Below are 14,176 nucleotides of genomic sequence, written 5' to 3' on the forward strand. Positions count from 1 at the left end.
CTTGCTGCATGCTCGGACCCCGACCTTAAACCTTGTGCAGTTCCACCGGCCCGTATGCGGGGCCGAGGGTGCTTGTTTCCGTGATGCCACCCGGCAGCCAGACACAGCCAGCGGGTACCGTATCGTCGATCACCAGCCTCATGCGGGCCGTCAGCTTGCCCTGGCGCACCACCACTTCCTCGGCCCCCAGCAGTTCCAGGCCACGGGCCTCGGCCTCGCTGATGTGGGCCGCCCGATCCAGGGCCTCCGGCGTCTGCTGCAGAGGCAGGGACCGGCGCACCAGGCTGTCCACCCCATACATGGCGGTGGCGGAAACCCGTTGCAGCCCGGCGGGCCTGGGCGGGAGGGCCAGGGTACGGCCCTCCAGGGACACCCGGTTGTCGAAACCGGAGATGCCCGCCTCGGTCAGGCGGGCCTTGAGTTCATCCCTCACCTCTTCCGAGGACAGGTATTCAAATCCGGCCAGATCGCTCATGTTGCCCAGTACCCGCAACACCTTCCAGGCGGAACGGGTGTCCCCCGGCGGGGTGGCGGCGCCGGGCACGCTCTGCCAGCGGCCCTCCCCATTGATCCAGGTGCCGGAGGTCTCGGCAAAGGTGGCAATGGGCAGCAGCACATGGGCATGGCGACGCAGGGTCTCGGTGACGAACGGTGTCATGGCCACCACGAACGCTGCCCCCTGCAGGGCCTGCAGGGCCTGGGCAGGATTGTCGCAATCCAGGTCCGGCTCCACGTTCAGCAGGACACAGCCCTTGATCCCGTTGGCCAGCAAGTCCTGTATATGACGGCCCTGAGTCTGCAGACCCACCCCGGCCACGCCCCGGTGAGGCACCGCGCCCGCCAGCCAGGCACCGGCGGCATTGCCGCCTTCGGGCAGGTATCCCAGGCGGGCACCGGTGACCTCGCACAGGGCACCCGCCAGCGCGCGCAGCAGGGCAAACCGGGGATGGTGCATGGCCTGGGTACCCAGCAGCACCTGCCCCCGCGCCCCGGCCTGGGCCAGCATCCCGGCCATGGCGGTATCGACGGCATCGGGCTTGATGTCTCTGAGCACCTCGGCCAGGGCGGTCGGGGCAGATTGTCCCGCGCCGGCCAGGGCCGCTTGCAATACCCCGGCCAGGGCCGTGAGCATACCGTGAGGGTCAGTGACCCGCTGGTGCGCGAGGGGGAAGTGAAAATCGAAATCCCGGGAATTGATGGCCATCACTGGCTGTCCCGCCAGGGCCGCCTTGCGCAGACGATGGGCCAGCATGGGCTGTTCCCTGCGGACATCCCCACCCACCAGTAACACACCTCCGGTCTGCTCCAGATCCTCCAGGCTGCTGCCCAGATAGGGGAACAGGGGCGCCTGATCCTGATCCGAAAAATCCGTCTGCCGCAGGCGATGATCCACCGACTGAATCCCCATGCCCCGCAACCACTGCTGGGCCAGATAGAGTTCTTCCAGACTGGACTGGGGGGACAACAGGGCGCCACATTCGGCAGCCGGCTGCGCCCGTAGCCCGTCAATGACCTGGGTCATGGCCGTTTCCCAATCGGTGCGCACCCACTCGCCCCGTTCGCGGATCATGGGGGTGGTGAGGCGATCCTGGGACTGTAGACCGGCATAGCTGAAGCGGTCACGGTCGGCAATCCAGGTTTCGTTCACGCCGTCATTGCGGCGGGGCACCACCCGTTTGGCCTGGCCGTTGTAGGTGTGCAAAAACAGGTTGGAACCCACGCAGTCATGGGGAGACACGGTGGGATGCTGGATCACTTCCCAGGCCCGGTAGGTGAAACGGGACGGCTTGGCGGTCAATGCCCCCACCGGACACAGGTCGATGACATTGCCCGAAAGCTCGGACATCACGGTACGCTGGACAAAGGTCCCGATCTCCACCCGCTCGCCACGGCCGGTGGCCCCCAGTTCCCGCATGCCGGCGATCTCCTCACCGAAACGCACACAGCGGGTGCAGTGAATGCAGCGGGTCATCTCGGTGGCGATCAGGGGACCGATGTCCTTGTCCCTGACCACGCGCTTGGCCTCGCTGTAGCGGGACAGGTCCTCGCCATAGCCCATGGAGACATCCTGCAGTTCGCACTCCCCGCCCTGGTCACAGACCGGGCAGTCCAGGGGGTGATTGATGAGCAGGAATTCCATCACCGCCTTCTGGGCGGCCAGGGCCTTGGGCGACCGGGTGTAGACCTTCATGCCCTCGGCCACCGGGGTGGCGCAGGCCGGCATGGGCTTGGGCGCCCGCTCCACCTCCACCAGGCACATGCGGCAGTTGGCCGCCACCGACAGCTTCTCGTGGTAGCAGAAGCGCGGGATACGGATACCGGCGGCATCCGTCGCGGCGATCAACAGGCTCCCCTTCCTGGCTTGCAGGGGGATGCCGTTGACCTCGAAGTTGACCAGATCGTCACTCATGCTTCACTTCCCGTTGCCCCGTTCCGCACCCGTCAGGCCGCGTCCGCCACCAGGCTGCGACCGTGCTGAATGTAGTGTTCGAACTCGTGTCTGAAGTGCTTGACAAAACTGCGCACCGGCATGGCGGCGGCATCGCCCAGGGCGCAGATGGTGCGGCCCTCGATCTTGGCGGCCACGTCGTCCAGCCGCGCCAGGTCTTCCATGCGCCCCTGACCTTCCACAATGCGCGTGACCATGCGATAGAGCCATCCCGTGCCCTCGCGGCAGGGCGTGCACTGGCCGCAGGACTCGGCAAAATAGAAGCGGGAGATACGCTGCAGCACCTTGACCATGTCGGTGGTCTCGTCCATGACGATGACGGCACCGGAACCCAGCATGGAACCCACCTTGGTCACGCCGTCATAGTCCATGGTGGCGGTCATCATCAGATCCCCCGGCACCACCGGCACGGAGGAGCCCCCAGGGATCACCGCCTTGAGCTTGCGCCCCTTCCAGACCCCGCCGGCCATGGCCAAAAGATCGGCAAACGGCGTGCCCATGGGCACCTCGTAGTTACCGGGGCGTTCCACGTGCCCGGACACCGAAAACAGCTTCTCGCCGCCGGAGCGTTCCACCCCCAGGGCGGCAAACCACTGGCCGCCCTCGCGGATAATGGCGGGCACCGAAGACAGGGTCTCGGTGTTGTTGATGGTGGTGGGCCGGCCGTAGAGACCGAAGTTGGCCGGAAACGGCGGCTTGAACCGGGGCATGCCCTTCTTGCCTTCCAGGGATTCCAGCAGGGCGGTTTCCTCGCCGCAGATGTAGGCGCCGGCGCCCAGGGTGGGATACAGATCGAAATCAATGCCGCTGCCCTTGATGTTCCGCCCCAGCCAGCCGTGGTCATAGGCTTCCTTCACCGCCTGGCTGAAGCGCTGATAGGGCTCGTCCATGAATTCGCCGCGCATGTAGTTGTAGCCGACGGTGGCGCCGATGGAATAACCGGCGATGATCATGCCTTCCACCAGGGCGTGGGGATTGAAGCGCAGGATGTCCCGGTCCTTGCAGGTGCCCGGCTCGGATTCATCCGAATTGCACACCACGTACTTCTGGCCCGGCGCCGTGCGCGGCATGAAGCTCCACTTGAGACCCGCGGGGAACCCGGCCCCGCCGCGGCCCCGCAGATTGGATGCCTTCACCTCTTCGATGACCTGGTCCGGGGTCATCTTCTCGGCGATGATCTTTTCCAGGGCCTTGTACCCGCCCACCTTGAGGTAGTTCTCATAGGTCCAGGGTTCATCGAACTGGCGGGTGATGAAGCAGATGCGGTTGGTCATGGGCGTCTACTCCAGCTTGTCCAGGATCTCATCCACCTTCTCGGGGGTGAGATGCTCATGATAGACGTGGTTCACCTGCATCATGGGGGCGCCGCAGCACCCCGCCAGACACTCCTCTTCCTTCTTGAGGAAGAAGCGGCCATCGGGGGTGGACTCCCCCAGCTTGATGCCCAGCTTGTTTTCCACGTGGTCGAGGATCTTGTCGGCGCCGCGCAGCATGCAGGAGACATTGGTGCAGACGGAGATGCTGTGACGCCCCACCGGCTCCAGCTCGAACATGGAGTAGAAGCTGGCCACCTCGTAGACGGCGATCTCGGGCATGCCGATGTACTCGGCCACCGCATCCATCATCTCGGTACTCAGGTGCCCCTGCTCATGCTGGACGGCCCGCAAGGCCCCCAGCACCGCGGAGCGGCGCCGGTCTTCCGGATAGCGGGCCAACCACTGATCGATTTCCTCGCGCAGATGCGCATTGAGCAGGCTGGCCTTCCCCTTGGTCTGGTTGGCTGACATCAGCGGTCAATCTCCCCGAACACGATATCCAGGCTGCCGATGAGGGTGACCACGTCGGCGAGCATGTGACCCCGGGACATTTCATCCAGGGCTGACAGATGGACAAATCCCGGTGGCCGGACCTTGACCCGGTAGGGCTTGTTGGCCCCATCGGAGATCAGATACACCGCAAACTCCCCCTTGGGATGCTCCACGGCGGAATACACCTCGCCCTCGGGCACACAGTAACCCTCGGTGAAGAGCTTGAAGTGATGGATCAGGGACTCCATGTCCGCCTTCATTTCCTCCCGGGGCGGCGGTGCGACCTTGTGGTCGTCGATCATCACCGGACCCGGATTGGCCTTGAGCCAGTCCACACATTGACGAATGATGCGGTTGGACTGACGCATTTCCTCGATCCGGACCAGATAGCGGTCATAGCTGTCGCCGTTGACCCCCACCGGAATATCAAAATCCATACGGTCATAGACCGCATAAGGCTGTTTTTTGCGCAGATCCCAGGCCACCCCCGAGCCGCGCAACATGGGACCGGTCAGACCCAGCTGGAGGGCACGCTCCGGGCTGACCACACCGATGCCCACGGTACGCTGTTTCCAGATACGATTCTCCGTGAGCAGGGTTTCATATTCGTCCACACGGGTGGGAAACCGGCCAGTGAAGTCCTCGATGAAATCCAGCAAGGTACCGGAGCGACTGGCATTGAGGCGTTGCACATCTGCCGGGGTCTTCCAGCGGGAAGGCTCGTACTGGGCCATGGTGCCGGGCAGATCCCGATGAACACCGCCAGGACGATAATAAGTGGCATGCATGCGGGAGCCACTGACGGCCTCGTAGCAGTCCAGCAAATCCTCCCGTTCCCGGAAACAATACAGGAACATGGTCATGGCACCCACATCCAGGGCGTGGGTACCCAGCCATAGCAGATGGTTCAGGATCCGCGTGATTTCGTCGAACATGACCCGGATGTACTGGGCGCGCAGGGGCGGTTCGATCCCCAGCAGCCGTTCGATGGCCTTCACATAGCCATGTTCGTTGACCATCATGGACATGTAGTCCAGACGATCCATGTAGCCGATACTCTGGTTGTATGGCTTGCTCTCGGCCAGTTTCTCCGACCCCCGGTGCAACAACCCGATATGGGGGTCGGCACGCTGAACCACCTCCCCATCCATCTCCAGCACCAGCCGCAGCACCCCGTGGGCAGCCGGGTGCTGGGGGCCGAAGTTAAGCGTGTAGTTGCGAATCTCAGGCATCGGTGGACTTCTCCTCGGCGGCATCGTCCAGGTAGCGATGGTCCTTGCGGATGACCCTGGGCACCAGCACCCGTGGGGTGATGGTCACAGGCTGGTAGATCACACGGCGCTGTTCCGGGTCGTAGCGCATCTCCACATGGCCCACCAGGGGGAAATCCTTGCGGAAGGGATGGCCGACAAAGCCATAGTCGGTGAGGATGCGACGCAGGTCCGGATGACCATTGAAAACGATGCCGAACAGGTCAAAGGCCTCCCGCTCAAACCAGTTGGCACTGTTCCAGACCTCCACCAAGGAGGGCATGGTGGGAAACTCGTCATCCTCGCAGTACACCCGAATCCGCAGGCGGTGATTATGGGCCACCGAAAGCAGATGGTAGACCACGGCGAAACGGGGACCGGAGCGGCCAGAGGCCGGTGGGGCTTCGTCGAAGGTGAAGCGTCCAAAGGTAGCCTGTTCCACCCCGCGGCCAAAACCCTCGGCGGTGGAGGACTCGGTGGCCCATTCTGTCACCCCGTAGGCGGAATAGTCCACCCCGCAGACATCCACCAGCATGTCGAACCCCAGTTCCGGGTCCTGGCGCAAGATTCCGGCAATATCCAGCAAGTCCCCGGCGGAGATGTCCAGGGTCAGCTCATCACAGGCCCGATGCAGGCGCCTGATCCGGCCCTTGATCTTTTCTTCCAGGCACGCGGCCAGTCTGTCGAGTTTCTCGCTCATCGTGAAATCCAGGCTGGGGACCACCGGCTAACGGGCAATGGTCTGAGTGCGACGAATCTTGTTCTGCAACTGCAAAATGCCGTACAGCAGGGCTTCCGCGGTGGGAGGACATCCGGGGACGTAGACATCCACCGGCACAATGCGGTCACAGCCACGCACCACCGAGTAGGAGTAGTGATAGTACCCTCCCCCGTTGGCGCAGGACCCCATGGAAATGACCCAGCGGGGCTCGGCCATCTGGTCGTAGACCTTGCGCAGGGCGGGGGCCATCTTGTTGCACAGGGTACCGGCCACCACCATGACATCGGACTGGCGCGGACTGGGACGGAAGATCACCCCCAGCCGGTCCATGTCGTAACGGGCGGCACCGGCATGCATCATCTCGATGGCGCAGCAGGCCAGGCCGAAGGTCATCGGCCAGAGCGATCCGGTCCGTGCCCAGTTGATGAGCTTGTCCGCAGAGGTGGTGACAAAGCCCTTTTCCAGGACGCCTTCTATTCCCATTCCAAGGCCCCCTTCTTCCACTCGTAAATGAAGCCGATCACCAGGATGCCGAGAAACATGGCCATGGCGAGCAGGCCGAACATGCCGATCTCATCCAGGGCCACGGCCCAGGGGAAAAGAAATGCAATTTCCAGATCGAAGATGATGAAGAGAATGGCCACCAGGTAGAACCTGATGTCGAATTTCATGCGGGAGTCTTCAAAGGCCTCAAAGCCGCACTCATAGGGTGAGTCCTTGGCACTATCGGGCTTGCGTGGCCCCACGGCCATGCCAATGGCCAGGGGAATGACGCCGACAAGCAATCCGATGCCAATGAACACCAGTATTGGCAGGTAGTTTTCCAGCATTGTCCTCTCCTCCTGACCTGGCGCTGAATGACCCAGGGCAGGACTTGGTGATTTTCGTGTGCCCGTGCGTTGAAATCCAGGCACATCTTTTTATTAGTTATTTGAGCCGGCGTAAAGTGCCAATGCTTTAAAAGTCCGGGCGAGTCTAGGACACCCATAAAAAAAGTGTCAAGCTCCCAATAAAACTAATGCATTGATAAAACAGCGAATTATTTTGACAAATCGCAATTTTAACCGCCCATTCAGGCAGACAGAACCCGATGAAAACCCATCGGACACGACCAAGGCCGGTCCAGGGCAAGGGGTCCGGCATATGATCATGACTTGAATTCGGTACGAATAAACGGATAAGGATGGTGCAGATGGTCGGACTCGAACCGACACGGCTTTCGCCACCGCCCCCTCAAGACGGCGTGTCTACCAATTCCACCACATCTGCAATGCCTGAAATCGAGGTGCCGGCAGCCTGCACATTGAATCAGCCTGCTGCCGGGACCGGCATTCTAACAGAAACTCAGATAAAACCAACCCTGAATCTGCACCCAGATCAGTTGGGTACGTCGGCGGGCACATCAGGCGCAGGATCAACAGGTGCCAGGTCTGCCGGCTGTTCGATGATCCGGGGCGCTGTTTCAATCAGATCGATCACACTGGGGGCTTCAGGGCGATTGGCCACCAGATAGGCCAAGGCCAGACTGTTGACAAAAAAGGCCGTGGCAGTGATGGCGGTGGCGCGACTGAGGGCATTGGCAGACCCTCTGGCACCAAATACGGTGGCCGAGGCACCACTGCCAAAAGCCGCTCCTGCGTCCGCTCCCTTGCCATGCTGCAGCAGGATCAGCGCAATCAGTCCAATGGCCAGAATGACCTGAATAACGAGCAAAATGCCATACAGCATGACGGTTTTAACCTGCTTGTTCTGCGGCCTTGCAGATTGCCAGAAAATCCGAGGCCTTGAGTGAGGCGCCGCCGATCAGGCCGCCATCGATGTCGGGTTGTGTAAACAATTCGGCGGCGTTATCGGCTTTGACGCTGCCGCCATACACAATGCGTATCTTCTGTGCCACAGCCGGATTCTGGTGCTCCAGCCGGGTACGAATAAAGGCATGTACCGCCTGAGCCTGCTGAGGCGTAGCGGTTTTGCCGGTGCCGATGGCCCAGACGGGTTCGTAAGCAATCACGGCCTCAGCCAGGGCCTCAATGCCCTCCAGCGCCAGTACCGCATCCAGCTGACGGGCAACCACGGACTCGGTGATTCCTTCTTCACGCTCCCAGAACTGTTCACCCACACATAAAATGGGGATGAGTCCATGCTGCCGGGCAGCCGCAAACTTGCGTGCCGTGAAGGTGTCATCCTCGCCGTACAGGGTGCGGCGCTCGGAATGCCCCACAATCACATAGGTACAGCCCATTTCCCGCAGCATGTCGGCAGCCACTTCGCCGGTGTAGGCACCACGGTCCTGGTCCGATACATCCTGGGCACCCAGGGCAATGGATCCACCGTGGCACAGCTTGGCCACCTGGTCCAGATAGACAAAGGGCGGGCATATGGCCACGTCCACCCGGCCCAGCTCGCCCACAGGCCCCATCAGATCTGTGATCAGGGTTTGATTGGCGGCATACGAGCCATTGGACTTCCAGTTACCGGCTACCAGGGGCTTGCGCATCAGTCTGCTCCTGAGTTCGCACTGCGTATTGTATGGAGCCGGGAATCCTACCTTCACAACAAGGATAAATCAATTTTAACAAGTCCCCGCCACCCGGCGTACAGCCTCCGCCAGTTCCTGGGCGATCCGTGCAACCTGGCGCAAATCGGTCCCTTCCACCATGACACGCACCAGGGGCTCGGTACCCGAAGGACGCAGTAGCACTCGTCCCCGATCGGCCAAAGCCGCTTCGGCTGCCTTGAGAGCCGTAATAATCCCCTGATGTTCGAGTAAATTTTGCCGGGACAAGGCGGCATTGATGGGCACATTGACCAGGGTCTGGGGGTATTTTTCCATCACCGCCCTCAGCTGGGACAATGATTGACCCGTGGTGCGCATGACCTCCAGGATCTGCAAGGCTGCCACAATGCCGTCTCCGGTACTGGTGCGATCCAGGCAAATCAGGTGACCGGAGGACTCCCCACCCAAAAGCCAGCCTTCGGTCTGCAGGGCTTCCATCACATAGCGATCCCCCACGGCGGCCCGGCGAAACGGTATGCCCTTGCTCAACAGGGCCTGTTCCAGCCCCAGATTGCTCATCAGGGTACCCACCACCCCCCCTCGCAGCGTGCCGTCCGCCTGTCGGGCCAGGGCAATGATGCACAGGGCCTGATCCCCGTCCACCACCTCACCCCGTTCGTCCACCAGAATCAGACGGTCCCCATCGCCATCCAGGGCAATGCCCAGATCGGCCTGCTGGGACAAAACGGCCGCCTGCAGGGCACGGGGATGCAGGGAACCGCAGCCCTCATTGATATTGAACCCATCCGGTTCCACCCCCAGGGCAACCACCTCCGCACCCAGCTCCTCGAATACATGGGGAGCCACTGCATAGGTGGCCCCGTGGCCACAATCCACCACAATCTTCAAACCCCGCAGGGTAGTGCCTGTGGGAATGGTCCCCTTGCAAAATTCGATATAGCGGCCAGCGGCATCCACCACCCGTTCCACTTTGCCCAGATCAGCAGAGTCCACCGTTTCCATCGGTTTTTCCAGTTCGGCTTCGATGGCCTGTTCCACCCCATCGGGCAGTTTGTTGCCGCCGCTGGAAAAAAACTTGAACCCGTTGTCATAGTAGGGATTATGGGATGCGCTGATGACAATCCCTGCAGCAGCGCGAAAGGTGCGGGTCAAATAGGCCACAGCCGGGGTGGGCATGGGACCGAGTAAACGAATGTCCACCCCGGCAGCGGATAAACCTGCCTCCAGGGCTGATTCAAACATGTAGCCCGATACCCGGGTATCCTTGCCGATGAGCACCAGCCCCTTACCCTCTGCCGCCAATACCCGGCCTGTGGCCCAACCCAGTCGCAGGGCAAAATCCGGGGTCATGGGATGACGTCCGACACGGCCACGGATGCCATCGGTACCAAAATATTTTCTTTCCATGAGATTACCCGTCGGGATGCAATGAATCTGTCGATGACCCTGGCCAATCCAGGGCCGCCAATACCTTGAGGGCGTCCCTGGTGGCCGCCACGTCGTGTACCCGCAGGATCCGGGCACCGCGCCGGGCCGCCAGTAGAGCGGCCGCCACGCTCCCCATGACCCGGGCTTTTGGGGGACGGTCATCCCCCAGGATATTGCCGATCATGCGCTTGCGGGACACCCCCACCAGCAGCGGCAATCCATGCACCGCCAATGCCCCCAGATGGCGAAACAGGGCAAGATTATGGGCCTGGGTTTTGCCAAAACCAAACCCCGGGTCCAGCACCAGACGCTCCTGGGGAATCCCGGCAGCAACACAGGCAGCGACACGGGCCGCCAGAAAATCTCTCACCTCGGCTACCACATCGTCGTAACAGGGATGATGCTGCATATCCCTGGGGGTACCCTGCATGTGCATCAAACAGACCGGCACCCCGGCGCGGGCCGCCACCGACAGGGCATCGGGCGCCTGCAGGGCAAACACATCATTGATCATGCCCGCACCGGCGGCACAGGCTTCGGCCATGACTTCCGGCTTGCTGGTATCCACCGAAATCAAGACATCCACCCGTGTGGCCAAAGCCTCTATCACCGGAATGACCCGATCCAGCTCTTGCTGCAGGGATACTCCGGTGGAGCCAGGACGGGTAGATTCACCGCCGATATCAATAATGTCCGCACCGTCTTCCACCATCTCCAGCGCCCGGGCCAGCGCCTGACGGGGTGCCAGAAAACGGCCACCATCGGAAAATGAGTCGGGGGTGACATTGAGAATGCCCATGATCCGGGGCAATGGAAAAGGATGAGCGCTGTCTTGCATCCGGCAGTCCTGAAAAAGAGGAAGCCGCCCGTGACGGGCGGCTCTCCCAACAGGCCACGGAACAGTGGCCGTTACTTGGGGGCAAACATCAGGTCTGACTGGCAGGACCGCCGATCACACCCTGGCTGTCACCCTTTTCCTGGTCGTGCCCGGTGGTACCGCCACCAGATTCACCGCCGCCGGTCCAGCCATCAGGCTCCCGGGGTTCACGCCCTTCCATGATGTCATTGATCTGGTCCACATCGATGGTCTCGAACTTGATCAGGGCATCGGCCATGACGTGCAGTTTGTCCATATTGGCCTCAAGAATGGCCTTGGCCCGCTCATAGCTCATGTCGATGACCCGACGAATTTCTTCATCAATGGCATGTGCGGTTTCGTCAGACATCTGCTTGCGCTGGGTCATCTGGCGACCGAGGAACACCTCACCCTCTTCCTCGCCGTAGGACAGGGGGCCAAGGCGGTCGGAAAGACCCCACTTGGTCACCATGTTGCGGGCAATGGCCGTGGCCCGTTCGATGTCGTTGGAGGCCCCCGTGGTCACCTTGTCGGCACCAAAGATGATCTCTTCGGCAATACGACCACCAAACAGGGAGCAGATCTGGCTCTCCAGCCGGGTCTTGCTGTGGCTGTAGCGGTCTTCATCGGGCAGGAACATGGTCACGCCCAGGGCCCGGCCCCGGGGGATGATGCTCACCTTGTAGACTGGATCATGCTCGGGCACCAGACGACCCACAATGGCATGGCCGGCCTCGTGATAGGCGGTCAGCTTTTTCTCGTCGTCGCTCATCACCATGGACTTGCGCTCGGCGCCCATCATGATCTTGTCCTTGGCCCGCTCGAAATCGAGCATTTCCACCAGCCGCTTGTTGGAGCGTGCAGCAAACAGGGCCGCCTCGTTGACCAGATTGGCCAGATCGGCACCGGAAAAACCGGGGGTGCCGCGGGCGATCAGGTCGGCACGGACGTTCTCGGACAGGGGCACCTTGCGCATGTGAACCTTGAGGATTTGCTCCCGTCCCCGCACGTCCGGCAGAGGCACCACCACCTGACGGTCGAAACGGCCGGGACGCAGCAGCGCAGGGTCCAGCACATCGGGACGGTTGGTGGCGGCGATGACAATGATGCCCTCGCTACCCTCAAAACCATCCATTTCCACCAACAACTGGTTCAGGGTCTGTTCGCGCTCATCGTGACCACCCCCCAGACCAGCACCACGGTGACGACCCACGGCATCGATTTCATCGATGAAGATGATGCAAGGGGCGTGTTTTTTGGCCTGCTCGAACATATCCCGGACCCGGGAGGCACCCACCCCGACGAACATCTCTACAAAATCGGAACCGGAGATGCTGAAGAAGGGCACCTTGGCCTCGCCGGCAATGGCCTTGGCCAGCAGGGTCTTGCCGGTGCCGGGGGAACCCACCATCAGCACACCCCGGGGAATCTTGCCGCCCAGTTTCTGGAATTTGCCGGGGTCGCGCAAAAAATCCACCAGTTCGGAGACATCTTCCTTGGCCTCGTCGCAACCTGCCACATCACCAAAGGTCACCTTGATCTGGTCTTCACCCATCATGCGGGCGCGGCTCTTGCCAAAGGACATGGCACCCCGACCTCCGGCACCGCCCTGCATCTGGCGCATGAAGTAAATCCAGACCGCAATCAGCAACAGCATGGGGAACCAGCTGATGAGAATATCGGTCAGCAGGGAACGCTGGGCCGGCTCTTCCACGCGGATTTCCACGTTGCTCGACAGCAAATCGCCGATCAGGCCAGGGTCATTGGGGGCAAAGGTGGTGAAACGCTCGCCACCGATGGTGCGCCCGTGGATGGTCTTGTCCTCGATGAAGACACTGTTGATGCGCCCGGCCTTAACCTCGTTGATGAACTCCGAATAGGACCAGGCCTGGGGCTGCGGTTGGGTCGGGCTGAAGCTGTTGAACACCGACATCAGCACGATGGCGATAACCGCCCAGATAATCAGGTTTTTTACCAGCTCGTTCAAGGGTGTACCTCGACTTTGTTCGTCGTGCGCTCAGGGTTTTGGATGACCTTACACCAGTTTGACGCCTCTGGCCAATGCATAGACCTCACGGGATCTGGGGCGCGATGCCTCGGGCTTGCGGATCTGGACCTTGTGAAACTGCCCACGCAGAGTCTTTATATACTCGTCAAAACCCGCACCGTGAAACAGTTTGACCAAAAAATCCCCACCCGGTTTCAGCACCCGAATGGCGGTATCCAGGGCCAGTTCCGACAAATACATGGAGCGGGGTTGATCCACCGCATCCACACCACTGGTATTGGGGGCCATGTCGCAAATCACAAGGTCTGCCGGCGCATCCCCCAAAGCGGCAAGGATGGCCACAAGCACCTCTTCCTCATGAAAATCCCCCTGGATGAATGTCACCCCCTCGATGGGGTCCATGGGCAGGATATCCGAAGCAATCACCCGCCCCTTGCGCCCCACCTCACCGACGACAAACTGGGTCCAGCCACCGGGGGCGGCCCCCAGGTCCAGCACCCGCATGCCGGGCCGGATGATCCGGTCACGGGCCTGAATTTCCTGTAACTTGTAGACGGCGCGGGAGCGCCAACCTTCCTGCTGTGCCTTCTGGACGAAGGGATCGCTAAAATGTTCCCTGAGCCAGCGGTGGCTGGTCTTGCTGCGTGCCATGGATCAAAGTTTCCGGGGTTGCCTGTCTGAAACGGGAGCCAACGGGCAAGATGACCCAGGCCGGACTCCTGCAACGGGTGTGTACATGCTAGACTCGGCGGCCAGGGTAAGGTCCGTATGTGCGACCTTCCCGTCACCTTGCAGGCTGCGCCCGCAGCCTGATGATTCTTGCGGATTTTCCCTGACATGCCCATCGAAAGACATATCAAGCACCTGCGTGCCCTGGCGCACTCCCGTAAACCTGTGGTCAGCATAGGCCGCAATGGCCTCACCGACCCGGTCATGGAGGAGATTTGCAAGGCACTGGACCACCATGAGCTGATCAAGGTCAAGGTGGCCATCGGCGACCGGGAACAGCGGGACGCCGCCATTGATCAAATCCAGGAACAGACCGGGGCGGAACTGGTACAGCGGGTGGGATTCATTGCCACCCTGTTCCGGCGCAACCGGGACAAGCCGGTGATCACATTGCCCTGAACACGTGCCC

At 61.4% G+C, this 14,176-nt stretch carries 14 protein-coding genes and 1 tRNA gene; 1 reads left to right on the forward strand and 14 read right to left on the reverse strand.

What is annotated here, in order from left to right; translation table 11 throughout:
• Window positions 1-25: 25 nt before the first annotated feature.
• From nuoG to rlmE, 14 genes are all read right to left on the reverse strand, one after another.
• The gene (nuoG, locus tag BMX62_RS04040; protein ID WP_090204653.1) at window positions 26-2,410 is read right to left on the reverse strand and encodes an NADH-quinone oxidoreductase subunit NuoG; all 2,385 of its coding nucleotides are present in this window, start codon (window positions 2,408-2,410) and stop codon (window positions 26-28) included.
• 32 nt (window positions 2,411-2,442) lie between these two features.
• Window positions 2,443-3,723, reverse strand: a complete 1,281-nt coding sequence (gene nuoF, locus BMX62_RS04045; RefSeq protein ID WP_090204657.1) for an NADH-quinone oxidoreductase subunit NuoF — start codon at window positions 3,721-3,723, stop codon at window positions 2,443-2,445.
• 6 nt (window positions 3,724-3,729) lie between these two features.
• A complete protein-coding gene (locus BMX62_RS04050; protein ID WP_008931999.1) occupies window positions 3,730-4,236 on the reverse strand; it encodes an NADH-quinone oxidoreductase subunit NuoE family protein in 507 nt (168 codons plus the stop codon).
• The gene (locus tag BMX62_RS04055; RefSeq protein ID WP_090204660.1) at window positions 4,236-5,489 is read right to left on the reverse strand and encodes an NADH-quinone oxidoreductase subunit D; all 1,254 of its coding nucleotides are present in this window, start codon (window positions 5,487-5,489) and stop codon (window positions 4,236-4,238) included. The genes BMX62_RS04050 and BMX62_RS04055 overlap by 1 nt, the downstream gene beginning before the upstream one ends.
• On the reverse strand, window positions 5,482-6,207 hold the full coding sequence (locus BMX62_RS04060; protein ID WP_090204663.1) for an NADH-quinone oxidoreductase subunit C: 726 nt from the start codon (window positions 6,205-6,207) through the stop codon (window positions 5,482-5,484). Before BMX62_RS04060 ends, BMX62_RS04055 begins: the two co-directional genes overlap by 8 nt.
• 27 nt (window positions 6,208-6,234) lie before the next feature.
• Window positions 6,235-6,711 (reverse strand): NuoB/complex I 20 kDa subunit family protein, encoded by a 477-nt coding sequence (locus tag BMX62_RS04065; RefSeq protein WP_090204666.1) that lies wholly within the window; start codon window positions 6,709-6,711, stop codon window positions 6,235-6,237.
• Entirely contained in the window at window positions 6,702-7,058 is a 357-nt protein-coding gene (locus BMX62_RS04070; RefSeq protein WP_008931995.1) for an NADH-quinone oxidoreductase subunit A, read from the reverse strand. The genes BMX62_RS04065 and BMX62_RS04070 overlap by 10 nt, the downstream gene beginning before the upstream one ends.
• 354 nt (window positions 7,059-7,412) lie before the next feature.
• Window positions 7,413-7,497 (reverse strand) — tRNA-Leu (locus BMX62_RS04075).
• A 108-nt stretch (window positions 7,498-7,605) separates the two neighbouring features.
• Window positions 7,606-7,956, reverse strand: coding sequence for a preprotein translocase subunit SecG (gene secG, locus BMX62_RS04080; protein WP_090204669.1), 351 nt, complete (start codon window positions 7,954-7,956; stop codon window positions 7,606-7,608).
• 7 nt (window positions 7,957-7,963) lie between these two features.
• Entirely contained in the window at window positions 7,964-8,725 is a 762-nt protein-coding gene (tpiA, locus tag BMX62_RS04085; RefSeq protein WP_090204672.1) for a triose-phosphate isomerase, read from the reverse strand.
• A 75-nt stretch (window positions 8,726-8,800) separates the two neighbouring features.
• Entirely contained in the window at window positions 8,801-10,153 is a 1,353-nt protein-coding gene (gene glmM, locus BMX62_RS04090) for a phosphoglucosamine mutase (protein ID WP_090204675.1), read from the reverse strand.
• A 4-nt stretch (window positions 10,154-10,157) separates the two neighbouring features.
• On the reverse strand, window positions 10,158-11,012 hold the full coding sequence (gene folP, locus BMX62_RS04095) for a dihydropteroate synthase (RefSeq protein WP_202906198.1): 855 nt from the start codon (window positions 11,010-11,012) through the stop codon (window positions 10,158-10,160).
• An 88-nt stretch (window positions 11,013-11,100) separates the two neighbouring features.
• Window positions 11,101-13,017 (reverse strand): ATP-dependent zinc metalloprotease FtsH, encoded by a 1,917-nt coding sequence (ftsH, locus tag BMX62_RS04100; protein WP_090204679.1) that lies wholly within the window; start codon window positions 13,015-13,017, stop codon window positions 11,101-11,103.
• Between the two features lie 48 nt (window positions 13,018-13,065).
• Window positions 13,066-13,689: a 23S rRNA (uridine(2552)-2'-O)-methyltransferase RlmE gene (gene rlmE / locus BMX62_RS04105; protein ID WP_090204683.1), complete on the reverse strand. Its 624-nt coding sequence runs from the start codon at window positions 13,687-13,689 to the stop codon at window positions 13,066-13,068.
• A gap of 186 nt (window positions 13,690-13,875) precedes the next feature.
• Between rlmE and yhbY the strand changes: the two genes are divergently transcribed.
• Window positions 13,876-14,166, forward strand: coding sequence for a ribosome assembly RNA-binding protein YhbY (gene yhbY / locus BMX62_RS04110; protein WP_090204686.1), 291 nt, complete (start codon window positions 13,876-13,878; stop codon window positions 14,164-14,166).
• Window positions 14,167-14,176 lie beyond the last annotated feature (10 nt).

Source organism: Ectothiorhodospira magna (assembly GCF_900110965.1).
GTDB classification, from domain to species: Bacteria; Pseudomonadota; Gammaproteobacteria; order Ectothiorhodospirales; family Ectothiorhodospiraceae; genus Ectothiorhodospira; species Ectothiorhodospira magna.

What these genes read in the sequence shown, in the direction of transcription:
- nuoG (WP_090204653.1), bottom strand. Translation starts at nt 2,410, where the DNA reads ATGAGTGACGATCTGGTCAACTTCGAGGTCAACGGCATCCCCCTGCAA.
- nuoF (WP_090204657.1), bottom strand. Translation starts at nt 3,723, where the DNA reads ATGACCAACCGCATCTGCTTCATCACCCGCCAGTTCGATGAACCCTGG.
- BMX62_RS04050 (WP_008931999.1), bottom strand. Translation starts at nt 4,236, where the DNA reads ATGTCAGCCAACCAGACCAAGGGGAAGGCCAGCCTGCTCAATGCGCAT.
- BMX62_RS04055 (WP_090204660.1), bottom strand. Translation starts at nt 5,489, where the DNA reads ATGCCTGAGATTCGCAACTACACGCTTAACTTCGGCCCCCAGCACCCG.
- BMX62_RS04060 (WP_090204663.1), bottom strand. Translation starts at nt 6,207, where the DNA reads ATGAGCGAGAAACTCGACAGACTGGCCGCGTGCCTGGAAGAAAAGATC.
- BMX62_RS04065 (WP_090204666.1), bottom strand. Translation starts at nt 6,711, where the DNA reads ATGGGAATAGAAGGCGTCCTGGAAAAGGGCTTTGTCACCACCTCTGCG.
- BMX62_RS04070 (WP_008931995.1), bottom strand. Translation starts at nt 7,058, where the DNA reads ATGCTGGAAAACTACCTGCCAATACTGGTGTTCATTGGCATCGGATTG.
- secG (WP_090204669.1), bottom strand. Translation starts at nt 7,956, where the DNA reads ATGCTGTATGGCATTTTGCTCGTTATTCAGGTCATTCTGGCCATTGGA.
- tpiA (WP_090204672.1), bottom strand. Translation starts at nt 8,725, where the DNA reads ATGCGCAAGCCCCTGGTAGCCGGTAACTGGAAGTCCAATGGCTCGTAT.
- glmM (WP_090204675.1), bottom strand. Translation starts at nt 10,153, where the DNA reads ATGGAAAGAAAATATTTTGGTACCGATGGCATCCGTGGCCGTGTCGGA.
- folP (WP_202906198.1), bottom strand. Translation starts at nt 11,012, where the DNA reads ATGCAAGACAGCGCTCATCCTTTTCCATTGCCCCGGATCATGGGCATT.
- rlmE (WP_090204683.1), bottom strand. Translation starts at nt 13,689, where the DNA reads ATGGCACGCAGCAAGACCAGCCACCGCTGGCTCAGGGAACATTTTAGC.
- yhbY (WP_090204686.1), top strand. Translation starts at nt 13,876, where the DNA reads ATGCCCATCGAAAGACATATCAAGCACCTGCGTGCCCTGGCGCACTCC.